This window comes from Pseudomonas sp. StFLB209 (assembly GCF_000829415.1).
In the GTDB taxonomy this organism is placed as follows: Bacteria; Pseudomonadota; Gammaproteobacteria; order Pseudomonadales; family Pseudomonadaceae; genus Aquipseudomonas.
Window position 1 is genome coordinate 6213014 of sequence record NZ_AP014637.1, and the last position, 24417, is coordinate 6237430.

At 62.7% G+C, this 24417-nt stretch carries 21 protein-coding genes; 14 read left to right on the forward strand and 7 right to left on the reverse strand.

The features are described from left to right. The first annotated feature begins 126 nt into the window (after window positions 1-126). The 9 genes from PSCI_RS27580 to PSCI_RS27620 are packed head-to-tail and all read left to right on the forward strand — an operon-like array spanning window position 127 to window position 11403. The gene (locus PSCI_RS27580; protein ID WP_373568494.1) at window positions 127-927 is read left to right on the forward strand and encodes a polysaccharide biosynthesis/export family protein; all 801 of its coding nucleotides are present in this window, start codon (window positions 127-129) and stop codon (window positions 925-927) included. Between the two features lie 17 nt (window positions 928-944). Continuing rightward, window positions 945-2936, forward strand: a complete 1992-nt coding sequence (locus PSCI_RS27585; RefSeq protein ID WP_045493352.1) for an exopolysaccharide transport family protein — start codon at window positions 945-947, stop codon at window positions 2934-2936. Beyond that, window positions 2936-4114 (forward strand): glycosyltransferase, encoded by a 1179-nt coding sequence (locus tag PSCI_RS27590; RefSeq protein ID WP_045493354.1) that lies wholly within the window; start codon window positions 2936-2938, stop codon window positions 4112-4114. The genes PSCI_RS27585 and PSCI_RS27590 overlap by 1 nt, the downstream gene beginning before the upstream one ends. 3 nt (window positions 4115-4117) lie before the next feature. Continuing rightward, window positions 4118-5434: a cellulase family glycosylhydrolase gene (locus tag PSCI_RS27595; RefSeq protein ID WP_045493356.1), complete on the forward strand. Its 1317-nt coding sequence runs from the start codon at window positions 4118-4120 to the stop codon at window positions 5432-5434. 2 nt (window positions 5435-5436) lie between these two features. Then, complete coding sequence (locus PSCI_RS27600) at window positions 5437-6654, forward strand: glycosyltransferase family 4 protein (protein WP_045495109.1); 1218 nt, start codon at window positions 5437-5439, stop codon at window positions 6652-6654. Then, window positions 6645-7745 (forward strand): glycosyltransferase family 4 protein, encoded by a 1101-nt coding sequence (locus tag PSCI_RS27605; protein ID WP_045493358.1) that lies wholly within the window; start codon window positions 6645-6647, stop codon window positions 7743-7745. The genes PSCI_RS27600 and PSCI_RS27605 overlap by 10 nt, the downstream gene beginning before the upstream one ends. Further along, window positions 7745-9160 carry an O-antigen ligase family protein gene (locus PSCI_RS27610; RefSeq protein ID WP_045493360.1) on the forward strand — a complete coding sequence of 472 codons (1416 nt, stop codon included), beginning with the start codon at window positions 7745-7747 and terminating at the stop codon, window positions 9158-9160. Before PSCI_RS27605 ends, PSCI_RS27610 begins: the two co-directional genes overlap by 1 nt. Then, the gene (locus PSCI_RS27615) at window positions 9157-9978 is read left to right on the forward strand and encodes an acyltransferase (protein ID WP_045493363.1); all 822 of its coding nucleotides are present in this window, start codon (window positions 9157-9159) and stop codon (window positions 9976-9978) included. The genes PSCI_RS27610 and PSCI_RS27615 overlap by 4 nt, the downstream gene beginning before the upstream one ends. A gap of 9 nt (window positions 9979-9987) precedes the next feature. Further along, window positions 9988-11403, forward strand: coding sequence for a lipid II flippase MurJ (locus PSCI_RS27620; protein WP_045493366.1), 1416 nt, complete (start codon window positions 9988-9990; stop codon window positions 11401-11403). 508 nt (window positions 11404-11911) lie between these two features. On the opposite strand, the gene PSCI_RS27625 is transcribed toward PSCI_RS27620, so the two are convergent. Beyond that, window positions 11912-12865 (reverse strand): LysR family transcriptional regulator, encoded by a 954-nt coding sequence (locus tag PSCI_RS27625; RefSeq protein WP_045493369.1) that lies wholly within the window; start codon window positions 12863-12865, stop codon window positions 11912-11914. Window positions 12866-12975: 110 nt separating this feature from the next. Here PSCI_RS27625 and PSCI_RS27630 point away from each other — a divergent pair, with 110 nt between their 5' ends. Next, window positions 12976-13845, forward strand: a complete 870-nt coding sequence (locus PSCI_RS27630) for a CAP domain-containing protein (RefSeq protein ID WP_045493372.1) — start codon at window positions 12976-12978, stop codon at window positions 13843-13845. Window positions 13846-14029: 184 nt separating this feature from the next. Here PSCI_RS27630 and PSCI_RS27635 read toward each other — a convergent pair whose 3' ends face one another. After that, entirely contained in the window at window positions 14030-14947 is a 918-nt protein-coding gene (locus PSCI_RS27635) for a LysR family transcriptional regulator (protein ID WP_045493375.1), read from the reverse strand. A gap of 125 nt (window positions 14948-15072) precedes the next feature. Between PSCI_RS27635 and PSCI_RS27640 the strand changes: the two genes are divergently transcribed. The 3 genes from PSCI_RS27640 (at window position 15073) to PSCI_RS27650 (ending at window position 17744) form a co-directional block, all read left to right on the forward strand. After that, a complete protein-coding gene (locus PSCI_RS27640) occupies window positions 15073-15831 on the forward strand; it encodes a 5-oxoprolinase subunit PxpA (protein WP_045493378.1) in 759 nt (252 codons plus the stop codon). Window positions 15832-15900: 69 nt separating this feature from the next. Beyond that, a complete protein-coding gene (locus PSCI_RS27645; RefSeq protein WP_045493381.1) occupies window positions 15901-16773 on the forward strand; it encodes a 5-oxoprolinase subunit B family protein in 873 nt (290 codons plus the stop codon). Then, window positions 16770-17744 carry a biotin-dependent carboxyltransferase family protein gene (locus tag PSCI_RS27650; RefSeq protein WP_045493384.1) on the forward strand — a complete coding sequence of 325 codons (975 nt, stop codon included), beginning with the start codon at window positions 16770-16772 and terminating at the stop codon, window positions 17742-17744. The genes PSCI_RS27645 and PSCI_RS27650 overlap by 4 nt, the downstream gene beginning before the upstream one ends. A gap of 24 nt (window positions 17745-17768) precedes the next feature. Here PSCI_RS27650 and PSCI_RS27655 read toward each other — a convergent pair whose 3' ends face one another. Beyond that, window positions 17769-18881: an MBL fold metallo-hydrolase gene (locus PSCI_RS27655; RefSeq protein ID WP_045493386.1), complete on the reverse strand. Its 1113-nt coding sequence runs from the start codon at window positions 18879-18881 to the stop codon at window positions 17769-17771. A 133-nt stretch (window positions 18882-19014) separates the two neighbouring features. On the opposite strand from PSCI_RS27655, the gene PSCI_RS27660 reads away from it, so the two are divergent. Next, window positions 19015-19638: a TetR/AcrR family transcriptional regulator gene (locus tag PSCI_RS27660; protein ID WP_045493389.1), complete on the forward strand. Its 624-nt coding sequence runs from the start codon at window positions 19015-19017 to the stop codon at window positions 19636-19638. Window positions 19639-20270: 632 nt separating this feature from the next. Here PSCI_RS27660 and PSCI_RS27665 read toward each other — a convergent pair. The 4 genes from PSCI_RS27665 to PSCI_RS27680 all read right to left on the reverse strand — a co-directional run bounded on the left by PSCI_RS27665 (window position 20271) and on the right by PSCI_RS27680 (window position 24401). Further along, window positions 20271-21854, reverse strand: a complete 1584-nt coding sequence (locus tag PSCI_RS27665) for a DHA2 family efflux MFS transporter permease subunit (protein WP_269451219.1) — start codon at window positions 21852-21854, stop codon at window positions 20271-20273. An 18-nt stretch (window positions 21855-21872) separates the two neighbouring features. Further along, entirely contained in the window at window positions 21873-23078 is a 1206-nt protein-coding gene (locus PSCI_RS27670) for an HlyD family secretion protein (protein ID WP_045493395.1), read from the reverse strand. A 72-nt stretch (window positions 23079-23150) separates the two neighbouring features. Then, window positions 23151-23639: a MarR family winged helix-turn-helix transcriptional regulator gene (locus PSCI_RS27675; protein WP_045493398.1), complete on the reverse strand. Its 489-nt coding sequence runs from the start codon at window positions 23637-23639 to the stop codon at window positions 23151-23153. A 150-nt stretch (window positions 23640-23789) separates the two neighbouring features. Then, the gene (locus tag PSCI_RS27680; RefSeq protein ID WP_045493401.1) at window positions 23790-24401 is read right to left on the reverse strand and encodes a tRNA-(ms[2]io[6]A)-hydroxylase; all 612 of its coding nucleotides are present in this window, start codon (window positions 24399-24401) and stop codon (window positions 23790-23792) included. Window positions 24402-24417: the final 16 nt, after the last annotated feature.

A 24417-nucleotide genomic window follows, 5' to 3' on the forward strand; every position in this document is an offset into this window, starting at 1 on the left:
CAACCGGACAGCGTTGCATCCTGGAATCGGCAGACAGGGATTGTTGAGGTTTCACCAAGGCGATACTGAAACAGCAACAGCCCCGATGTCGACATGACTGTTTTTCCCCGTCAGGGAGCTGTATTCATGCATCAGAAACGTTCACGGCTCTTGCAGAGCTTGCTGGTGGCAACCAGCGTACTGGCACTGAGTGCCTGTAATACTCCGGCCAGGGTTGGCCTGCCGGAGGACCAGGCCGTGATCGAGGCTGCGCAGAATGCCGGCCGCGAACTGGCCGGCAAGCCGCTGCCGGCCCAGAAGATTCGCTCTGGTGACACCCTGCGGATCGTCCGCAACACCGGTGAACCACCGACCATCTCGGCGTTCACCGCCAACTCGATTTACGAGCTGACCCTGTTTCAGGTGCTCACCGATGGCACCTTCTCGTACCCCTATATCGGTACTGTGCAGGCCGCCGGCCTGACCGTGCCGGAACTGACCCGACAATTGCAGAGCCGTCTGGAGAGCGTGTACCGCGAGACGGCGCTGACCATCAATATTTCCCAAGCGCCGGGCAACACCGTGTTCGTCGGTGGTGCGGTGCGCAACTCGGCGTCACTGCCGGTGACCGTGGCCACCACCCTGGATCAGGCGATTGTTGGCGCCGGCGGCGTGGCACCCGACGCCGATGCCCGTCAGGTGGCGCTGCTGCGCCTGGAGGATAACGGCCTGTACAAGACTTACCTGTTCGATTACAGCAAGTTCCTCTGGGCCTCCGCCGAAGCCCCGCGAGGGCCTGTGTGGCTGCAACGCGGTGATGTGGTGTTCGTTCCCAAGTCCTCGGTCGGCAACAAGGTCGACGGTGTCAACCTGTACTTCAACCAGTTGATCCCTTTCGCCAAATCGATCGGTCTGGGCCTGAACTACGAGTTGCGTAGTCAAAATTAATCGTCAGGGAATCAGACATGATCAGTATCCGTTCCTTTCGCGACCTGCTGCGCCTGTTCTTTATTTTCCGGCGAGAGGTCCAGACCACCGTCCTGGTGAGCTTCATCATCGTCGTGCTGGGCGCTTTCATTCTGCCCAACCGTTATGAGTCCACTGCCCTGCTGCTGGTCAAGCCGGGCCGCGACAGCAGCACGGTGCCGATCGAATTGTCCAACCGCCAGGCCATCGTGGTGCCCAGCGCCATGCGCGACCCACTACTCGATGAAGAGCGCATGCTGACCGGTCGACCCATCACCCGCACGGTGGCCGAGCAATACCTGGCGAAAATGTCCGAAGCCCGGCAGGACGCGGGCTTCATGACCTCGGTGAAGAACCTGCTCAAGGACTCGGTGTATGCCGTGGTCGATACCGGCCACAAGTTTCTGGAACTGATCGGTCTGGTCGAGCGGCGCTCCCAGATCGAGCGACTCGCCGAGTCCCTCGAAAAAGGCTTCAAGGTTCGCCACGATCCGGGCTCTTCGGTGATGGAGCTGACCTTCACCTGGGATGACCCGGCGGTGGCCCAGGACGTGCTGCGCCACTGGATCGAGGAGTATCAGGTACAACGCACCAAGACCCTGGGCCGGGTCAGCCTGTATGCCTTCTTCGACACCGAGGTCAAGGAAACCGGCGCCAACATCATCGCCTACAAGCAACAGATCCAGGCCTACCTGAACCAGCTCAGTGCGGTGAGCATCGCCCAGCGTCTGGCCGACACCTCTCAGGGTCTGAACGATCTGCGCACCGAGCGTAACAACACCATCCGCGCCATCGCCTCGACCAAGGCCGGCCTCGACACCCTGAGCAAACAACTGGCCAGCCAGCCCAAGACCGTCTCGGCCGGCCGTGAGCTGTCACTCAACCCCAACCGCCAGGATCTGCAAAACCGGATCAACGCCAAGGAAGTCGAGCGCCAGGAACTGCGTCGTTCGTTCCGCGACACGGCGCCGCCGGTCAGGGCTATCAACGAGGAAATCGACAATCTCAAGCAACTGCTCAAAGAGCAGGACGCGACCATCCAGCGTTCGGAAAGCATCACTCCCAACCCGATCTACAACCGCATGCAGAACGTCTACGCCGACCAGCAGACCAGCTACGCAAGGCTGCAGACGCAACTGGCCCAGCAAGACGCACAACTGGCACAACTGGAAAAGGACCGGCTGCTGGCCTTGAGCCTGGAGCCGGAGCTGTCACGCCTGCAGAACGAGCTGGATGCCGCCGAAAAAAGCTACGCGTTGTACAGCGACAGCCTGGAAAAAGCGCGCATCGACCGCGAGCTGGATAACAGCCAGATCAGCAACATCGCGTTGATCGAAGAAGCCACCTTCAACCCCAGCCGGGTCTTCCCCAAGAGCCTGCTGATGCTGGTGCTGGCCTTGCCGCTGAGCTTGCTGGTGGGTCTGCTGGCACTGTACTTCTTCTACCTGCTCGACCAGCGCATCCACGATGGCGAAAAAATCGAGAGCCGCTTTGGCGTGCCGGTGTGGACCAGCTTGCCAGACCTGGAGCGCGCCCAGGAACGCAGCGCGGCGTTCACCTCGCACCTGCACCGGGTCTACGGCATCCTGCCGCTGGGCCAGGTCAAGGAGCGCGGCCTGGCGATCGGCTTTACCTCTGAACACAAGGGCGAAGGGGTGAGGTTCGTCATCGAGCGGCTTGCCGCCATGCTGGCCGAACATGGCCATACCGTGCGCACCGAAGGACCAGGGCCGGCCAGCCCCGGCGAGATCGTGCTGATCAATGCCTCGGGCCTGTATGGCAACGACAAGACCTTCGTACTGCTGCGTGAAGCCGACCTGATTGTGCTGATCGTGCGCGCAGAACAGACCACCGTGCCGATGCTCGAAGACGCGCTGACCACCCTGAACACCGCCTTCAAGCGGGTCGACGGCATCATCCTCAACCGCCGCCGCTTCGAAGTCCCGGAGAAAGTACTGAAGTTTTTCAAACGCATCGGGAGTCGTGGCTGATGCGCGTGGCCCTGATCGCCCCATTGCCGCCCGAGCAGAACGGCATCGCCGACTATGCCGGCCATTTGCGCAACGCCCTGCAGGCGCTGGACGTGGAGGTGGTCACGCCGTTGCAAGGCGTGGGCAACGATCCGCGCCAAGCCCGCCAACGCATCGCCGACAGCAATTGGCAAGGCATTGACCTGGTGCATGCCGAAATCGGCGGCGGACGGCTGGCCGAGTTCCGCGCCTTGCAGGCGCTGCGCGAGCGTTTCGCCCAACTGCCGTTGACCGCCACAGTGCATGACCCGGAACGGCTGGTGTGGCGCCTGGAAAAGCTGCCCTGGCCGCTGTCACTGGCCGAACACCTGCCCTCGCCCGTCCCTCAGGCAGCCACCCTGCTGGCTGACCCGTTGTGCCTGCGCGAGGAACGCCAGCTGGCGCGCAGCATGACCCGTCTGGTGACGCTGACCCGCGCCGGCAGCCAGAGCCTGCGCCAGCGCATGGGCTTGCACGAGCAACAAATGGTGGTGATCAACCACGGCAATCTGGCCATCGAGCCACAGCCGCTGCCGCCGCTCCAGCCGCTGCGGCTGTTGTACTTCGGTTTTATCTATCGCGGCAAAGGCATCGAAGACTTGCTCGACGCGCTGGCCAGCCTTTTTGTCAGCCAGCCGGCCTTGCGCGCCAAAGTGCGTCTGACCCTGGCCGGTGGCAGCGAACCGGAAATGGCCTTCGCCAGCAAGGGCAGCTACCTCGAGGAGCTGCGCCTGCGCATTCGTCAGTTGGGCTTGAGCGACCTGATCGACTGGCAACTGGACCTGCCTGGCGACCAGATTGCCCCGCTGATCCAGGCCCATCATCTGATGGTGCTGCCGTACCGCGAATCCAGCAAGCTCAGGCTGCTGGGCGAATTGCGCGGCACCAGCGGCGCACTGTCGTGGGCAGTGGCATGCGGCCGCGGGGTGATCACCTCCGACGCCCGCTCGTTTGCCGAAGAGGTGTCGCACGGCAACGGCACGATCTACCCGCAAGGTGATGTGCAGGCGTTAAGCAAGGCCCTGGCGCAAGTTTGCAGCGACCCTCAGTTAGCTGCGCAGTGGGCTGCCAGCGCTGCGCAACTGGGCCAGGCGCGGCAGTGGCAGCACACCGCCGAACGTTTCCGCGACATGTTCCGCCAGGCCTGCGGGCAGAGGTGAACCATGCTGAATGGCACATGCAAAAAATGGCTGTACTGCGCATTGCTGGCCGCAAGCCTGGCGCCGTCTGCGGCACTCAAGGCCGAAACGATCCTCAAGGCCTCGCGGCCGGTGGAGTGGCAGGATTTTCTCGGTGTCAATGTGCAGTTCCCGTACTTCACCCCGGACATCTACCAGCAACAGATGAATCGCCTCGACGCGCTGGGCCTGAACTGGGTGCGCCTGACCCTGCACTGGCCGCTGATCGAGCCACGCAAGGATCAACTGGAACTGGGCACCGTGGACGCCGCAATGAGCGCGATGCACGAGCGCGGTTACAACGTGCTGGCGTATCTGGTCGGCTCGGCGCCGTTTGCCAGCAGCGCACCGGCCAATGCCGAAGGCCGCGACCAGTTTCCGCCAACCGACTTCGGTCTGTTCGCCACCCGCATGGCCAGCCTCGCCCAGCGCTATCCACAGGTGAACACCTGGCAGGTGTGGAACGAGCCCAATATTGTCTGGCGCCCCAAGGAAGACCCGGTGGCTTATGCCCGTCTGCTGGCCGTCAGCACCGAGGCGATTCGCAAGGCCGTACCCGGCAAGCCGGTGGCCACCGCCGGCATGGCCTATTACAGCCAGATGCACAGTACCCCCGGCTACATGTTGCAGACCCTGGTCGAGGGCGGGCTGGGTCAGCAGAACGTGGTCGCGGCCTATCACCCCTACTCCGAATACCCTGAAGGCGACTCGCCAGCCGACCGGGATTTTCTGGTGCGCGGCAACGCCATGAACCAGTTGCTGCACAGCAATGGCGTGCAACAGGTGTGGGCCACCGAATGGGGCTGGTCGAGCTACGCAGGACCGGTGGAAATGCAGGCGCTTATCGGTTTGCGTGGCCAGGCCGACTACACCCTGCGGCGCCTGGCACTGATGAGCACGATGGACTACCAGCGCATTTTCCTGTTCAACCTCAGCGACCTGGACGAACGCGCCACCGCCCGTGACCAAGGCTATGGACTGGTGGACCTGCAAGGCAATCCGAAACCTGTGTACCTGGCGCTGCAGAACTTCCTGAAAATCACCGGCCCGCGCTTGTTGCCCGCCGACCCGCCGGCGGTCAGCAGCGTGCCCCGCGACCTGTACGCCGTGTCATGGAGCCGCCCGGACGGCAGCCAGTTACTGATGACGTGGAGCGCTTCGGCCGCCTCGCTGAGCTTCCCAAGGATTTTCGATGCGGTGCTGCACGACCCGCTGGACGGCACCCGCACCTCACTGGCCAACCGCCAGGGCATTACCCTGACGCTCAAGCCGTCCCTGCAGATTCTGGAGTGGAAGCCCTGACCATGCGCATCCTCTGGACCCTGCCCTATCTGCCGTGGCCGACCACCAGTGGCGGCAAGACCCGGGAATATCACCTGCTGCGCAACCTGGCTGCGCGCGGTCACCGGATTACCTTGCTGGTGCAATCCAAGACCGCCCTGGAGCAAGACTGCCGACAGGCCATGGAACCCTGGCTGGAACGCCTGATCGTGCTGCCGCGTCGCCCGCTGCGCAGCCTGCGCACGCTGCTGGCCGTCGGCCTGGCGCCGGTGCCGATGCTGGCCAGCGTCAACGGCTACGCGCCGCAACTGGAGCAGGCGTTCGAAATCCTGCTGGAGGAACACTGGGACGTGATCCAGATTCAACACACCTACGCCTTCCAGCCGTTCGAAGCCGCGCTCAAGCGCAGCGGCAAGCCGTTCATTCTCACCGAACACAATGTCGAATCGGCGCTCGGTGCAGCCAGCTACGACAAACTGCCCGGCTGGCTGGCGCCCTTCACCTGGTACGACCGCTGGCGTTACCGGCGCTGGGAAACCCGGGTGTTCCGGCAGGCCAGCGAGTTGATCTCGGTGACCGAAGCTGACGCCAAGGCGCTGTCCAGGCTCAGTGGCAAACCGGTGTCGATCGTGGTCAACAGTGTCGATTGCGGCTACTACGCCAGCGTGCATCCCGACCGCGAGGGCAGCAACCTGCTGTTTATCGGCAACTATGAATATGCGCCGAACGTCGATGCCGTGCATTGGGCGCTGGACACCATCATGCCCCGCGTATGGGCGCTCAAGCCCGACGTGCGACTGACCATCGCAGGCTTCGCCCTGCCCGCTGCATGGCGCGAACAATGGCCTGACCCGCGCCTTGAATGGCTGGGCTACGTTCCTGACCTGCGCGCCCTGCAAAGCCGCTCGACGCTGTTCTTCGCGCCGCTGCGCCAGGGCGGCGGCTCGAAGCTGAAAATTCTCGAAGCCATGGCCGCCGGCCTGCCGGTGGTGACCACTGCCCAAGGTGTCTCGGGCCTGGCGGTCAGGCACCAGGAACATTATCTGGGCAGTGAAGACCCCCAAATGCTGGCGCAACTGATCGCCGACTACCTCGACACGCCGCTGCGCCTGGCACAGATCGGCGAGGCCGGCCGCGACTATGTGCGCTCGCGGCACGACTGGTCGGTTTCAGCAGCCCAGCTCGAAGGGATTTACACCCGGCTTACGCCCCCGACGCCAGGAGTGCGCCCATGCGTATAGGACTCGATTATCGCGCCGCTGCGGGTTATCCCGTCAGCGGCATCGGCCGCCAGAATTTCGCTCTGGAAGATGCGCTGCGCAGCCATCCCGGCTCCAGCCTGCAACTGTTCGGCGTGGCGCCAAGCGACCACCCGGTGCGTCGGCGCCTGCATGCGCCGCGCTGGTCAACGCCAATCGACTCGGTGCATCGCCTGCCTGAGCGGTTCAAGTTCGAAGGGCTGTTTCTGCCTGGCGCGCTGCGCGACGCTGAGGTGCAGTTGTATGTCGCCAATATCAACATGGGCCTGCCGCTGGGCCGCAAGCCGCCAGGCTTGAAGTATGTGCTGCAATTGCACGACCTGTTCCAGTTAACCGAGAACAACCACCACGGCTCACAACTGAAGGCGCGGGTCTACCGGTTCACCGACCGGCTTTCGATCATCCACTCATTAAAGGTTGCCGATCAGGTCTGGGTGCCGTCGCAGTACACCGCCAACGAGACCCTGCGATTGTTCCCATGGGTGGCAGGCAAGCTGCGGGTATTGCCGCACCTGGTTGAGGGTTTTGCCGGGGAGCCGGCAGATATCAGCGCCTTGCAGTTACCCGAGCGCTATTGGCTATGCGTCGGTACCCGCGAGCCGCGCAAGAATATGGCCTGGTTTGTCGAAGCCTGGCAGACCGCCCGGCGGCGCTACCCGAACATCCCCGAGCTGGTGCTGGTCGGCGGTGATGACGCCCTGCATCCCAATCAGCGCAGCCTGGCCGGCCTGCATGTGCTGCGCGGGATTGGTGACGACCAGTTGCATGCCGTGTATCAGCAGGCCGAACGCCTGTGGCACCCATCGCGGGCTGAAGGCTTCGGCCTGCCGGTGATCGAGGCGCTGAGGGTCGGCACGCCGGTGGCGGTGGCCAGCGGCAGTTCGCTGGATGAAATCACTCCGCCCGACAGCCCGCGCTTTGCGCCCGCTGACTCTGACGCACTGATTCGGCTGATGGGCGTGCTCGCCAGTGCCGCCAGCGAAGACTCGCAGCCGCTCAAGGACTGGGCTGGGCGCTATGGCCGCGAGGCATTCAGGCAGCGGATTCACGCGGCCCTGGAGGAGTTGCGCTAATGCCCATTGCCCTGCCCGTCGGGCTGATCCTGGCGCTATTCATCGGTCTGCTGATCTGGCTGGCACCGGTGCCGATGGTGCTGTTGGTGCTGGCCGGGCTGGCCTCGGTCGTCACGGTGATCCGCCGCCCGACCCTGGGCCTGCTGCTGTTTTGTGTGCTGGGCACTTTCATCCCCTACTCCACCATCCAGATCGGCGTGCGGACCACGGTTTCCGAAGCGATGATCATGCTGACCTGGGCCAGCTACCTGTTGCAGGCGATGTTCTTCGACCAGCCCAAGCGCCCGCCCATGCAGCGCACTGAGCGGCTGCTGCTGATGCTGATGCTGTTCAGCGCCTTTCCGTTTCTGGTCGGTCAGGTTTCAGTGGTGGCCGAGGGCAATGGGCCGATCAACTGGGTGCGCTGGCTGTTCAATCTGTCGATCCTGTTTCTGGTGCCGCGGCTGCTGCTCGAGCGCCAGACTCTGGAGCAACTGATCATGTGCCTGATGCTCGGCACCCTGGCGATGTTGCTGATGTCGATTCCGGTGTTTCTTGCCGAGCGCAGTGCCACAGCGATGATCCCGATCCTCGGCGTACTGGGCTACAGCGGCGTGGATGTACTCAATAGCAGCCTGTTGGCGCTGGCTGACCGGATGGGCTCACCCTGGATGCACCCTAACGTGGCCGGCGGCGCTCTGGCAATGCTGTTGCCGCTGGCGTTCTGCTACGGCCTGAGCCGCAGCGGCGGCCCGCGCAGCATCGCCCTCGCCGTTGCCGTACTCGGCGTGATCGGGCTGCTGCTGACCGGCTCGCGGGGGGCGTTGATCAGCCTGGTCGCGGTGATGCTGTGGATGGCCCGCCGACGCATCCCGCACCTGGGGCGCATCCTGCTCGGCGGGGTGTTTGCCGGCACTGCATTGCTGCTGCTCTATCCACCGCTGCAAGACCGGATCATGAGCCTGTTCTCCGACGATGACGTCAGTACCGCGATCCGTTTTCTGGAGTACAGCCACTTCCCTGATGCCGTGGCCATGTTTCCGTTCGGCATCGGCTTCAAGGTCGACCCGCCGGTACTCAACTACACCGAATTCGGGATTTCCAACCTGTGGCTGAACTTCGTCTACAAACTCGGCCTGCCGGGCATGCTGCTGTTCATTGCCATCACCACAAGCTGGTGGAAGCAGGTGCGGCCGGCCAAGGGCCCTATCGTGCTGACCGCTGACAACTGCATTGCGCTGGGCACCACCTGCGGCGTGCTGGCGGCGCTGTTCAGCGGCCTGTTCGACCACTATTTCAGCTTCACACCGGTCCTGAGTGCGCTGTTCTGGCTGTTCGTCGGCATCAGCCTGCACGAGAACCGGCGCCTGCACCAACAGGCCATTGCCTCATTCAAATCCCACGTTGCCAGACCCGAACAGGGAGAGCGCCCATGAAACATCGCCTGATGCACTCGCACAATCTGCGACAGGCCCTGCCCGAATACGCCGAGAAAATGGGCGTCAGCCTTGATGATCTGCAAGCGGCTTATGAATGGATGCTGGCCAACGAGGTGTGTTTCGAGACCCAGGTCAAAGACACCACGCTGTCGTTCATCTGCTACCTGAATATCGAGCCGCGCATCGAGCATCCGTTGGCACGGCGGTTCTATCGCCTGCTGGCCAGTGAGATGCACGGCGCATTGATTCCGCTGTACGGCATCAACTGGCCGACCCTGCGCGACCGCATGCTGCGGGTCTGGGAGCAGCTCTACAACATGCTCATCTGCAAGCTGCCCAGCCATCATCTGCGCCTGGCCTGGTTGCGCCTGGGTGGCGCCAAGATCGGCAAGGGCTCCACCGTGTGGCGCAACACCGAAATTCTCGGCGTGGACAGCTTGCGCATCGGTAATGACAGCACCGTGGGCTGGCACTGTCAGTTGGATGCCCGCGGCGGGCTGATCATCGGTGACCACGTCACCATCGCCTCTCATGTGCTGATCATCGCCGGCGGTCATGACCTGAAAGAGCCGGAGTTCTGGGCGGTCGGCGGGCCGGTATGGATTGGCGACTACGCCTGGATCTGCAGCCGCGCACTGCTGTCGTTCGGCGCTGACATCGGGGAAGGTGCGGTGGTGGGCGGGGCCAGCGTGGTCTCCAAACCGATCCCGCCCTACGCCATCGTCAGCGGGCCGAATGCCGAGATCAAAGGCGAGCGCGCCCGCAACCTCAATTACAAGGTGGGCGGCAAAGGCCTGTTCACCTTGTTCCACTGACCCGCCGCAATGCTCGGTTCGACCCTGTGGCTGACCCTGGCCACCCTGACCGGCCTGGCGGCAGGTTTTGCCCGCGAGTGGCTGTTGGTGGCGGCCTGGGGGGCTGGCAGCCAGAGCGATGCATTTCTGGTGTCGATGTTCCTGCCCGAAGCCCTGCGCATGTCACTGGCCGGCGGCCTGCTCAGCGCCGCCGCCCTGCCGCTCTATCAACAGCGTGACGACCAGCAGCAACGCCGTTGGCTGGCAGCGCTGACTACCCACCTGCTGTTGGCCGCGTTGCTACTGAGTGGTTTGCTGAGTCTGGGTGCCGGGTTGTGGGTGCGTTTGATCGGGCCGGGCCTGGACACCGGAGCCTATGACCAGGCAGCCGGCAGCCTGCACTGGCTGGCCTGGTGCGCACCGGGTTTTGTCCTGCATGGATTGCTGTGCGTGCCGTTGCAGGCCAGCGCAAGGTTTGTCCTGGCCGGGCTGGGTTCGCTGTTGTTCAACCTGCCGCCGGTGGTGTATCTGGCGATCATGGGCCAGGCGGCAACGCCCGATGGCGTGGCGGGCGCCTGCCTGCTGGGCAGTCTGCTGATGCCCGGGGTGTTGCTGCCCAGCCTGTATCGCCTGGGCTGGCGACCGTGGCGCGGCGACGCAGAGCCCGGCGCACTGCGCGAGTTACTGCAACGGATGGGGCCGCTGCTGGGCAGCAACCTGGCCAGTCAGGGCCTGGCGTTACTGGAGCGGATGGTCGCCTCGCTGCTGGGCGAAGGTGCAGTGACCTGGATCAACCTGGCGCGCAAGTTGATCAACCTGCCGTTGATTGCGCTGATGAGCCTGAACCAGGTGCTGCTGGGTTTGATGAGTGGCAGCGCCGGTCAACAACGCCTGGCGCTGCTGCGCCGCGGGTTGGCCAGCGCCACCTTGCTGACCTTGCCGGCCGTGGCCGGGTTGATCGGCGCAGCCGGCGCGCTGGTGGTGTTGCTGCTGCCGCAACAGACCCACGCGGCGCCCTTGCCGCAGCTGCTGGCCTGGTTTGCCACGCCGCTGTTGTTCAACGCCTGGAATGCCTTGCTGGCGCGCTATGCCTACGCAGGCGGCGATACCCGTCTGCCGCTCGGTTGCGAGTTGGCCGGCAGCCTGTGCAACGCGCTGCTGCTGGGGCTGTTGCCGTGGTGGTTGGGCGTTGAGGGAATTGCTTTGGCTGCCTTGGGCGGCGCACTGCTGACCGGAATCTTGCTGTTACGCCGCCAAGGGCTTGGCCAGGTCGCGCCATGGCGCAGCCACTGGCCGCTGGCAGCGCTGGCGATGGGCGTTGCGGCGCTGGTTTTACATCCCTTGCAGTCGGTGCCGCTGCAACTGGGGCTCAGTACCTTGTATGGATTTTTGTTGCTGACGGGTATGGCACTGTGGCTTAAACCCTGGCGGGCGGATCTTGGGTAAAACCGGTTGCAGAGCAATCAGGTTTGCACGCGGCGCGCCTTCGGGCGATGGAAAATCCTTCATCGTGTTGCTTGAACTGCGGGTTTCGCCCTGCTGGGCGAGTTACTTGGGGGCGCTGTAGGAGCGGCTTTAGCCGCGAATTGCTTTATAGACCGATGGAAAATCCTTCATCGTGTTGCTTGAACTGCGGGTTTCGCCCTGCTGGGCGAGTTACTTTGGGGCGCCAAAGTAACCAAAACGCTTGCTCCGGTCTTGGTCCCGCCCTTCGGGACGGGATTCCCTCATTCCGACACCGCAGAACCGGTACGCGCCGATGTGCCGTCCTGGCACAGCGGCGCTTGCTCGGCATCCATGCCTCGCACCCAATTCTGCGGCGCCTCCATTCGGCCAGCGCCAATCGTCGCGTTCGGCGGCGTCTGTGCCATCTCGGCTCAAAGATCAACGGCAACGGCAACGGCAACGGCAACGGCAACGGCAACCGGGAGCCTGTTCCCTAAACTGATCGGCATTACCCCGCAGAACCAGTCGCTTCTATATTTCCCGCAGCGGCTACCGGCTTGCCCTGATACCCCGAACAGATCCGCTTCAACGTCTGGCGCAGCCAACGATGGGCCGGGTCTTTATCGAACCGTGGATGCCAGGCCTGGATGACCACCACTTGTTCCAGCTCCAGCGGCAGTTCGAAGGCGCGCATGCGCAAGCCCATGGTTTGCAGGCCCCAGATCACCGGCTCCGGCAACGGCAACAACAGATCGGAGTCAGCAATACCAAAGATCGCCGAGTGAAAATGCGGGGTGATCAATGCCACCCGCCGTTGCAGGCCCAACGCCGCCAGGGCCGTATCGATCGGACCACGGGCACGGCCGCGGCGTGACACGCTGACATGGTCGTAGGCAGCCAGGCTTTGCGGGGTAATAGAACCTGCAAAGATCGGATGCTCTTCGCGCGCCAGGCCGCAAAACCTCGAAGTGAACAGGTTCTGAACCTTGATTTCGGGACCGAAGTTACGCCGTGAGGCGATATACAGATCGATACGCCCTTCCCTCAAGGCATCGTCGTCATCGGCCCCCTCGGGCACAAAGCGCAAGGTGCAGCCTGGCGCGTCTTCACGCAGGGCATCCATCAGGCGTGCACCGAACGAACCGAAAAATACGTCGTTCGAGCGCACGTTGAAGCAGCGCTCCAGAGTGCTCATGTCGACCTCGTCGCGGGCCTGGAACACTTGCGCAGCCTGTTCGACCAGTTCGCGGACCTGGGCTTGCAAGGCCAGCGCCCTGGGCGTGGGCACCAGCCCACGGCCGGCGCGCACCAGCACCGGATCGCCCAGCGCCTCGCGAATGCGCGTCAGGGTACGGCTCATCGCCGCCGGGCTCAGGTGCATGCGCCGTGCCGCACCGACCACGCTGCCCTCCTCGAGCAAGGCATCAAGTGCGATCAAAAGATTAAGATCCGGGAGCAGCATGGCATCATCCGTTGTCAGAGGCGGTGATGATAACGCGAAGCACAAGCCAGACGGGTCGCTCCCGCCACGCAAATCGCGCATCATGTGCAGTGTGCTGAATGGAGAACGTCATGCGCTTGATATCCACTGTAGTGCCGCTTGCGGCGTTGTCTTTGAGCCTGTCGTTCAGCGCCATGGCCAACGCCGGCGAAGAAACCCGCCTGCTGGAGGCGATCAACAGCTACCGCAGCCAGGTTCAGCCTTGTGGTAATCAGGCCTCGGCCGAGCTACCGCCGCTGGCGGCCGACCCGCGTCTGATCATGCCGGTGAGCAACACCAGCGATCTGCAGCAAGCCATGACCCGCGCCTCTTACCCGATGGTCACTGTACAGGCCATCACCCTGTCCGGCCCGCGGGATGCCGATGCCGCCATGCAGGCGGTGCGCGAGAGTTTCTGCCAGGTGGTACTTGATCCACAGTTTGTCGATATAGGCGTGAGCCGTGAAGGTCGCGACTGGCGCATTGTTCTGGCTCGGCCACTGCTGACCGCACGGTTGCGCGACTGGCAGAGTGAAGGACAGGCCTTACTGAGCTTCGTCAACACCGCTCGCAGCCAGCCACGCCAGTGCGGTACCCAGGCCTTCGATGCGGCCCAGCCGCTGGCCTGGAATGCCAGCCTGGCCGGCGCCGCCGAAGGCCATAGCCGCGCCATGGCCAACAATAATTTTTTCGATCACAAAGGCCGTAATGGCGATACCCCGGGCGACCGGGTCGAGCTGGCGGGCTATCAGGCCCAGCAAGTGGGAGAAAACATCGCCGCAGGCCAGGATAATGCACGCAAGGTGGTCGACGGCTGGTTGGCAAGCCCCGGCCATTGCGCAACCCTGATGAATCCGGCTTATCGCGAAGTCGGCGCAGCCTACGCCGCCGATCCGAAAAGCGATGCCGGCATCTACTGGACCGCGCTGTTCGGCACGCCTTCGGGTAACGTCAGCGAATAATCTGGAAGGCCGTTGAAAAACGTAGGCGAGGCAGCCAGTGCAAGGCAAAAACAGGCGAGCAAGCGCAATTTACGGGTTGTAAATGAGCATTTGACCGGGCTGGCGTTCCAGCCTGTTTTTAACGCAGCAATGGCGCGCGTAGCGCCGTCGGCGCCCAGCCAGCAGGTAGTTTTTCAACAGCCTGTTAGCGCCGCACCGCCATACTCTGCGGAGCCAGAAACGCCTCATTGAAATACGTGCGCACCACCTGCATCACCGGGCTCAATTCCCGTTCGCGGTGCCAGGCCAGGCCGACACTCATCGGCGGCACCCCGTCGCTGACCGTCCGGGTCTCGATGCGCTTGCCCTCCAGCGACCATGGGCGGTGCACCAGGTCCGAGAGAATCGCCACCCCGCTGCCATTGGCGACCATGCTGCGCACCGCCTCCACTGAGCTGGTCCGCACCCGCACATCGGGTTGTTGCCGGGCCTGGCGCCAATAACGCATGGCACTCTCTTCAGCCTCATCGACGGTCAGCAAGATAAACGGCTCGCGGGCGATATCGGCCAGGCTCACCAGCGGCTGCTCGCACAACCGATGACGGCTCGGCACCCACAGTCGGCGCTCGGAGTTGAACAGCGTTTCGGAAACGATATCGGGGTGCGTAAGGTTGGCGGTCAGCACCACAGCCATGTCGAAACAGCCGTCGAGCAGCCCGTGTTCGATGGCTTGACGCTCGCGCTCATGCACTTTGATTTGTACGGCCGGGTGCAGCTGTTCCAGTCGTTGCAGGTGGTGGGGCAGAAAATAACCGATCACCGTGTAACTGGCGGCCAGATTCAACACCCCCTTGGCACAGGCATTGGGCATCGGGCTGCTCAACGCATCATCGACACTGCGCAGAATCACGTAGGCATGATTGAGAAAGTGCCGGCCGGCGTCGGTCAGGCTCATGCCCTGGGCCGAGCGCTGGAACAGCAAGGTGCCGAGCATGCTTTCCAGTTCCTTGATCGCCGTGGTGACCGCCGACTGGGAAATATTCAAGTGTATGGCGGCCTGGGAAATCTGCCCGATTTCTGCGGTAGCGACGAAGTAACGCACCTGGCGCAAGGTCAGAGACATTCAGCCTCCCGGCATTAGCTATCTGTTTTTCAGATGACACCCCCTCTATTAATAAATCTTCCCAAGGGGGCGCTGCAAAATCTAACGTGCCAGCCATGCACTCACAAGGACAGGGAGCAATTTGTATGCAGTCAGTGGACTTCAATTCGGACATGGGTGAGAGCTTCGGCCCGTGGACCATTGGCGATGGGGTCGATAACGAACTCATGGCACTGATCAGTTCCGCCAATATCGCCACCGGTTTTCACGCTGGCGACCCCGGCACCATGCGCCGTACGGTCGAGCGGGCGAAAAGCCTCGGCGTGGGCATCGGCGCCCATCCGGGCTTCAGAGACCTGGTGGGTTTCGGCCGCCGCCACATCAATGCCCCGGCTCAGGAACTGGTCGACGACATGCTCTATCAGTTGGGCGCACTGCGGGAAATCGCCCGCGCTCAGGGCGTCGGCCTGCAGCACATAAAGCCGCATGGCGCGCTGTTCATGCACCTGGCCCGCGACGAGGAGGCCGCACGGTTGTTGGTCGAAAACCTGCAGCGCCTCGAACCTCAATTGCTGCTGTATTGCCTGCCCGGCTCGGTGATTCATCGGGTCGCGCAAGAGCTCGGCCAGCCAGTGGTGCGCGAATTCTATGCCGACCGAGAATATGATCTGAGCGGCTCGATCGTATTCACCCGCAACGTGCGTGCGTTTGATCCGGCGGTGGTTGCCGCACGGGTGCTGCGCGCCTGCCAGCAAGGTCTGGTGCGCACCGTCGAAGGTCAAGACCTGGCGGTTTCGTTTGATTCGGTCTGCCTGCACAGCGATACGCCCGGCGCGCTGGACCTGGCTGAAGCCATCCGGCAGATGCTCGATGAGGCAGGCATACAGGTAAGATCACCGCGCTGAACCGGCACGCTGGCAGATATCCAGATCTGGCAAGCGACCTTGCGCTCAATCATTCCAGGAGGAACATGCATGGACCAACCGATCCGCTATAGCTTTGGTGCCGACGAGCACCTGTTTGCGGAAGTCAGCGAGAGCATGTCGCTCGAAGCGTTTTTCAAGGGCATGGCAATTACCCGTGCGGTGGAACGTCTGGAGCTGGACGGCGTACTCGACGTCTGTCTGGCCAACGCCTCGTTTCAGATCCGCTTCGACCCGGACCGGATTGCCCCACACGCCCTGCTCGACGCCGTCAAAGGTGCCGAAGCCGGTGCCGTGGCCGAGCGCAGTCTGCACACGCGAATCATCGAAATTCCGGTGCTGTACAACGACCCGTGGACCCATGAAACGCTGATGCGCTTTCGTGACCGCCACCAGGACCCGGATGCCACCGACCTTGAGTACGCGGCACGCATCAACAACCTGGCCGATACCGAGGCGTTTATCACGGCCCACAGCGGCGCGCCCTGGTTCGTCTCGATGGTTGGCTTCGTCGCCGGTCTGCCGTTCATGTTCCAGATGGTTGAACGCCAACGCCAGCTCCAGGTGCCCAAGTACCTGCGCCCCCGCACCGACACACCGAAACTGACCCTTGGTCACGGCGGCTGCTTTGCCTGCATTTATTCGGTGCGCGGGGCGGGCGGTTACCAGATGTTTGGCGTGACCCCGGCGCCGATCTACGATCCACAACAGCAATTGCCGTACTTGCAAGAGCACATGGTGTTCTTCCGCCCCGGTGACATCGTGCAGTTCAAACCCATTGACCGGCAGACCTACGATCAGGCGGTGGCCGATGTCGAGGCCGGGCATTTCGATCTGCGTATTCGCCCGGTGGAGTTTTCACTGGACGCCTTTCTCGCCGACCCGACCGGCTACCCACAGACGCTGCTGGAGGTGCAGGCATGATCAAGGTCCTCAAACCCGGCCTGGCCACCTCCGTGCAAGACCTCGGCCGCGAGGGTTACTACCATTTGGGTATCCCGCCCTCCGGCGCATTGGACCAGTACGCCCTGAGCGCTGCCAACCGGCTGGTCGGCAACCCGGCCAATAGCGCCGGGCTGGAGTGCACCCTGGTCGGGCCGGAACTGCAATTCGAGCGCGATGCATTGGTGGCGGTGTGTGGCGCGCAGATGATGCCGCGTCTTGATGGCCAGCCCATGCATCCCGATACCGCTTTTGCGGTCAAGGCCGGTCAGGTGCTGCGTTTCGACTTTCCCACCGCCGGCGCACGGGCTTACCTGGCGGTTTCAGGTGGCATCGATGTGCCGGTGGTGCTGGGCAGCCGCGCCACCTATACCCTGGGCGCACTGGGCGGTTTCGCCGGGCGTTGCCTGATGGCTGGCGACCGCCTGCCACTGGGTGCGGAGCACGGCAAGGGCCGACCTGGCGCCAGCTTGCCCATGGCGCTGCGCCAGACCTTGGGCGGTGAAGTGGTGCTGCGCGTGGTACCGGGCCTGTATTACCACCGGCTGAGCAAAACCGCCGCCAGAGATTTCTTTGCCGACTCCTGGACCGTCGGCTCCGAAGCCGACCGTATCGGTTATCGCTTCAAAGGCAGCAGTGCACTGAGCTTCGAGCCTCGCGAACAACCGTTTGGCGCCGGTTCCGATCCGTCGAACATTGTCGACAGCTGCTACCCCATCGGGTCGATCCAGGTGCCGGCCGGGCTGGAACCGATCATCCTGCACCGCGATGCGGTGTCCGGTGGCGGCTACGCGATGATCGGCACGGTCATCAGCGCCGACCTGGACCTGGTGGGCCAGATGCAACCGAACCAGAAGGCGCGCTTTGTCGAGGTGACTCTGGAGCAGGCATTGGAGGCGCGGCGCTCGTGGAAAAAACGCCTGGCCTGTCTGGAGCAACTCTTCCCATCCTGAGCCCCGGCAACGACTGCACGGGTGTCAGGCACTCTGCCGACGTCCCACGCATCGTCCGCGACAGTCCTGACTGCGTGCCGAAGCCTCAGGCATTTGTGCCTGGGGCTGCGCGGCCTCATCGACTTCCAGCCACCAGGTATCACCACGACTGGGGTATTGCAGGTAAAACGGCTGGCCCATCATGGGGGTGGTGATATTGACGTTGTTCTCCCAGGCCAGCGCCAGAATCCGGTCGAAAGGCTCGTGCCAGGTGTGCATCGACAAATCAAAGGTGCCGTTATGGATCGGCAGCAGCCAGCGCCCGCGCAAGTCCTTGTGCGCCTGCAAGGTTTCTTCGGGCTGCATGTGCACCATCGGCCACTCGACGTTGTAGGCGCCGGTTTCCATCAGGGTCAGATCGAACGGCCCATACTGCTCGCCGATGCGTTTGAAACCCTCGAAGTAACCACTGTCGCCACTGAAGAAGATGCGTTGCTCGCCGTTGAGAATGCTCCAGGAACACCACAGGCTGCGGTTGCCATCCCACAGACTGCGCCCGGAAAAGTGCTGCGACGGCGTGGCGACGAACTCGATGCCGGCCACTTGCGTGGACTGCCACCAGTCCAGTTGCCGAACCTTGCTGGCCGGCACCCCCCACTCCACCAGGGTATCGCCCACACCTAACGGTGCCAGGAAATACTCAGTCTTTTCCTGCAAAGCCCTGATGCTCATGCGGTCGAGGTGGTCGTAATGGTTGTGCGAAAGGATCACAGCCTTGAGCGGCGGCAGATCCTGCAGGCTGATCGGCGGCTGGTGAAAGCGTTCGGGGCCGGCCCATTGCACGGGCGAGGCGCGGTCGGCAAACACCGGGTCGGTGAGCCAGAACTGGTTGCGCAGTTTCAGCAACACCGTGGAGTGGCCCAACCGATAGACACTGTTGTCCGGTGCCGCCAGCAGTTGCTGGCGCGACAGCGGCTGGAGCGGAATCTGCCCGGCAGGCCGGGTGCCGGCCGGTTTGTTGAACGCCTGATCCCAGAACACCCGCAGCGTACGTAGCAGGCTGAGCGGTTTCATCAGCGCATGGTTGCGGTAGCGTCCCTGTTCGCGAGACAGAATGGGCAAGCTGGAGACGTCCGGGTTTCGGTGGGTCTTGGCCATGATGCGCGGGCTCCTGGAAGCAGGTTTCACGTGACAATTACACTACACGGTGTAGTTTTAAGCTTGCAGGAATGATGCAGACAAGTAAACTGCCGAGTGTAATTTTCTCTAAACGCACGTTTGAAGCCGACCTATGACCGCCCCCGTACGCCTCACCGACCAGAAACGCGAAGCCATTACCCTGGCGGCGATCGCCGAGTTTCGCGACCGGGGCTTCGAGGTCACGAGTATGGACCGGATCGCGGCGCGAGCGGAGGTGTCCAAGCGTACGGTCTACAACCACTTCCCGAGCAAGGAAGAACTGTTCGCCGAAATTCTCCGGCGCCTGTGGAGTTGCGCAGCACCGGCACCAGACGCCAGCTACAGCAGCGAGCGCGGCCTGCGCGAGCAGTTGCGCGATCTTTTAAAGGGCAAGATGGCGACCCTCAATGACCCGCACTTTCTGGATCTGGCGCGGGTGGCGTTTGGCGCCACCATTCATTCACCGGATCGCGCCCAGACCTGGGTCAATCGCCTCAACGAGCGTGAAGAGGCGTTCACTGTGTGGATTCGTGCCGCCCAGCAGGACGGGCGGCTGAAGCCGCTGGAGCCGGAGTTCGCGGCTACCCAAATCCATGCCCTGCTCAAGTCGTTCGCTTTTTGGCCGCAGATCACCCTCAATGCGCCGCTGCTCAGTGCCGACAAACAACACGAGGTGGTGGAGTCGGCGCTGGATATGTTTCTGGGCTGGTATGAGCTGCGGGGCCAGGTTTTGTAGGAGCGGCCGGGCGGCGATCCGCTTTAGCCGCGAATTGGCCTTTAGAGCGATGGAAAATCCTTCATCGAGTTGCCTGAGCTGCAGGTTTCGCCCTGCTGGGCGAGTTCCTTTTGTCTTGGTGTATGGACCGGACACATGGTTGACGGGTGTACGGAGACATGGGCATCCCTGCCCAGCGCACCTGCCCTTCATATCAAGAGCAGCGACATCCATGTCGGTTTCTCCCCCGAATCGACGCCTACCCTCGGCCTGCACCCAAGTCGCGATTTGCGTCGTCTGTGCCAGCTCGGCTCGAAGATCAAAAGCAACGGCAACGGCAAATTAAGGCCGGACACTGCTGCTCTTGAAATGAGGTCTTGCAGGCGCCGACGATCGCGACGTTTGGTGCAGGCCGAATGCAAGCGCCGCGTAGGGGGAATAAGGGCCATGGACGGCCCTTCGTGGCGGCCCCCGAAGCGGTGCTGGAATGAGGGTACCCCGCCCCAAGGCGGGGCCAAACCTGTCGCAATGGTTTCCCCCCTTTGCCGAAACAAAGGGGGTCGTCCGCCAGGACGAAACACGGCGGCCGATCAAGCACCATCAACCTTCTGGAATGCATCGCGACTAACGCCGCGACGATGCAAGTCGAAAGATTAGTGCCCGCCTCCCCCCGGCGGCGCGGCCTTGGCAGTGAACGGCGGTCTGGCGAACCAGACCAGCAGGATCAAGCCCATGAAGATCCACGCCAGCAGGTAGAAGTAATCGACGGTGGACATCATGTAGGCCTGGCTGCTCAGGGTCTGTTCCATTTGCGCGTAGGCCTGTGGCCCGGCGCCGCCGAGGCTGTCGAGGGTCTGGCGGGTGACCGGGTCGTAGTTGCTGATATTTTCGCTCAGGTACGCATGATGCTGATCAGCGCGGCGGATCCAGATCCAGGTGGTCAGCGACGCGGCGAAGCTGCCGCCCAGGGTGCGCAGGAAGGTCGCCAGCCCCGAGCCATCGGCGATCTGCTGCGGCGGCAGGTCCGAGAGCAGGATGCTTAAGGTAGGCATGAAGAACAACGCCACGCCAATACCCATGAACATCTGCACCAGCGCAATGTGCTGGAAATCCACTTCGTGGGTGAACCCGGCACGCATGAAGCACGACAGCCCCATGGCAAGGAACGCCAGCCCGGCCAGCAGACGCAGGTCGAAGCGATGCGCGTATTTGCCCACCAACGGTGACAGCAACACAGGCAGGATGCCGATCGGCGCCACGGCCAGGCCGGCCCAGGTGGCGGTATACCCCATCTGGGTCTGCAACCACTGCGGCAAGATCAGGTTGATGCCGAAAAACCCGGAATAGCCGCACACCAGTACCAGGGTGCCGATGCGAAAGTTGCGGTAAGCAAACAGCCGCAGGTTGACGATGGGGTGGCGGTCGGTCATTTCCCAGATCACGAACACCGCCAGGGCGACCAGCGAGATCAATGAACCAATGACGATAAAGCCCGACTCGAACCAGTCCAGGTCGTTGCCCTTGTCGAGCACCACTTGCAAAGCGCCCACACCAACGATCAAGGTAATCAGGCCGACATAATCCATCGGCTGGCGGCTGGTGTTGACCGGCCGCCTGGCCATCTGGGTTTTGACCACAAAGGCGGCGAACAAACCGATAGGAATGTTGATAAAGAAGATCCACGGCCAGCTGTAGCTGTCGGTGATCCAGCCGCCCAGAATGGGTCCGGCAATCGGCGCCACTACCGTGACCATCGCCAGCAGCGCCAGGGCCATGCCGCGCCTGGCCGGTGGGTAGATGGCAATCAGCAGGGTCTGGCTCATCGGGTACAGCGGGCCGGCCACCACCCCCTGCAATACCCGAAAGCCCACCAGCTCGGGCATCGACTGCGAGATACCGCACAAGAACGAGGCCAGCACGAACAGCAACGTTGCCCAGATGAACAGCTTGACCTCGCCAAACCGTCGGCTCAGCCAGCCGGTCAGCGGCAAGGCGATGGCGTTGCTCACCGCAAACGAGGTGATCACCCAGGTGCCTTGTTCGGAGCTGACCCCCAGGTTGCCGGAAATGGTCGGCAGCGCGACGTTGGCGATGGTGGTGTCGAGCACCTGCATGAAGGTCGCCAGCGACAGACCGATGGTACTGAGCAACAGGCTCGGCGGGGTGAATGAAGCGGGAGCGTTCTGACTCATCGCGAATCCCTTGACACATGAACGGTGCCCCGGCCGGCTGGCCAGGGCATGGGGATCTTTCGATCAGCGCTGCGCGGTGGCTTTGCTGGCCGCAGCGCTGTTGTCGTGGATCAGTTGGGCGATTCGCGCATCGGCATCGGCCAGTTGCCGGTCATACACCTGGGTGCTGAAGCTCGGCTGCTTGGGCGGCTGCTGGGCCAGGACCGGGCCGTTCTGGTCATGCAGGTTGACCTCAACGGTGGTCGACAGCCCAATGCGCAGCGGGTGTTCGGCCAGTTCCTGAGGATTGATATGAATGCGCACCGGCACCCGCTGGACGATCTTGATCCAGTTGCCGGTGGCGTTCTGCGCCGGCAGCAAGGCGAAGGCACTGCCGGTACCGGCACCCAGGCTGTCAATGGTGCCGCTATAGGTCACGTCGCTGCCGTACAGGTCGGCGCGAATCTCCACCGGCTGGCCGATACGCATCTTGCCCAGTTGGGTTTCCTTGAAGTTGGCATCAATCCATAGCTGGTCGAGGGGAATCACCGCCATCGTTGCGGTGCCGGGCTGAATACGCTGGCCCAATTGCACATTGCGCTTGGCCACATAACCGGTGACCGGCGCCACCAGCGTGGTACGTGCATTGGCCAGCCAGGCCTGGCGCAACTGCGCGGCGGCGGCCTTGACGTCAGGGTGCGAAGAAACGTGCGTATCGTCGACCAGCGCCACGCTGCTGGCCAGTTGTTGCTGCACGTTGTTCAGAGCACTTTGCGCGCTGATCAGATCATCCTTGGCATGCGACAGCTCTTCTTGAGAAATCGCCCCGCTGCTCGCCAGGCTGCGCCGCCGGTTGTAATTGTCCTGGGCCTTCTGCACCGCTGCACGCTGGGCTGCCAGTTGCGCCTTCATGCCATCGACATTGCTGTACAGTCCCCGCACCTGACGTACCACGCGGGCCAGATTGGCCTCGGCGCTCTGCAGGCCGACCTCGGCATCGCTGGGGTCGAAGCTGAGCAGCACCTGCCCTTCACGCACCAGGTCACCGTCATCGGCGCCGATGCTGATCACCGTGCCGGTGGTCTGCGGAGTAATGGACACCACATTGCCGTTGACGTAGGCATCGTCGGTGCTTTCCTGCCAACGACCATAGAGTTCATGCCAGGCCCAGACACCCAGGCCGCCGGCGACCACCAGGGCCGCCAGCCCCAGCAGCAACACTTTACGCTTGCCGGAAGCCTGATCCTTGGTGGTGGCAGTGGATGAAGATTCAGCAGCGGGAGTCGCCATGATGGTTACCTTGTCAGCAAAACGGTTAAAGGCCGGGTGCCCAGGCTCAAGCCATGGGCGTAATGCGGCAGGTCATTGCCCACGCCCGGATTTGAAGCTCAGGCGCGTCAGGGTGATGTGGTCATCGGCGGCCACCAGCAGCTTGGTGAGGATGCGCTGCAGGGTGTCGACTTCGTCCTTGTCCAGTGCCGCAAAGGTGTCATTCATCGCGTCGGCGGCGATACTCGGCAGCAGGTCGGCCAATTGCTGGCCCTTGTCACTGAGCACCAGCCGTACCTGACGCCGGTCGCTGGCGCAGCGACTGCGCACCACCAGCCCCTTGTGCTCCAGACGGTCGAGCATGCGGGTCATCGAGCCGCTGTCCAGCGACAGGTGCCGACACAACTCGACCGGTGTGTCAGAGCTGAACTGGGCAATGATGATCAACACCTTGTACTGCGCGAATGTCACGTCATGGGGCAGCAGGTACTTGTCGAGCATCCGGTCTTTGAGGGCGTTGGTACGCCCGACCAGCAAGCCGATAAGACTGGAATCGAAGTTGTCCGCCGAGAAATGTTTCAAAGGATCACCCTAAAAGCTGCCTAGGCAGTTATTTCAAAATATTACTGCCTGAGCAGCTAATGTCAAACTATTCGTTAGCTTGCTTATCAACGCCCGAAAAAAAACGACCGGTTGTCAGCCGGTCGTTCTGTGAGGGGGGCGCCTGACGCGTCAGGCCGCGACGGGCACGCCGCTGTGAAAACGGAAATCTTCGTCCGGGCTTTCAATCAGGTCTTTTTCGGCCAGGCGGACCTCTTCGATCTTGGCATCGACATCGTCCTTGTCGCCGTACAGGTAGGCCAGCTTCAGATAGTCCTGAAAATGCCGCGCCTCGGATTTGAGCAGGCTGGCGTAGAACTTGCCGAGCTCCTCATCCAAATGCGGCACCAGCGCCGCAAAACGCTCGCAGGAGCGCGCCTCGACGATGCCGCCGACAATCAGCGCATCGGTCAGGCGATAGGGGTTGTGGTTACGCACCAGCTTGCGCAACGCGCCGGCATAGCGCGCCGAACTGACGTTAGCCATGGGGATGCCGCGTTTGCGGATCAGGCTGATGACCTGTTCGAAGTGACGCAGCTCTTCTCGGGCCAGGCGCGACATCTTGGCCTGCAGGTCAAACTTGTCGTTGTACTGGAACATGAACTGAAACGCAGCGCCCGCTGCCTTTTTCTCGTTGTTGGCGTGATCGATCAGCAGGATATCCAGATTGCGCGTGGCCGCCTGCACCCAAGCATCAGGGGTACGACACAACAGGAACGCTTCGATTTCAGGGATCGGGTACATAGGCTCACGAGGACGA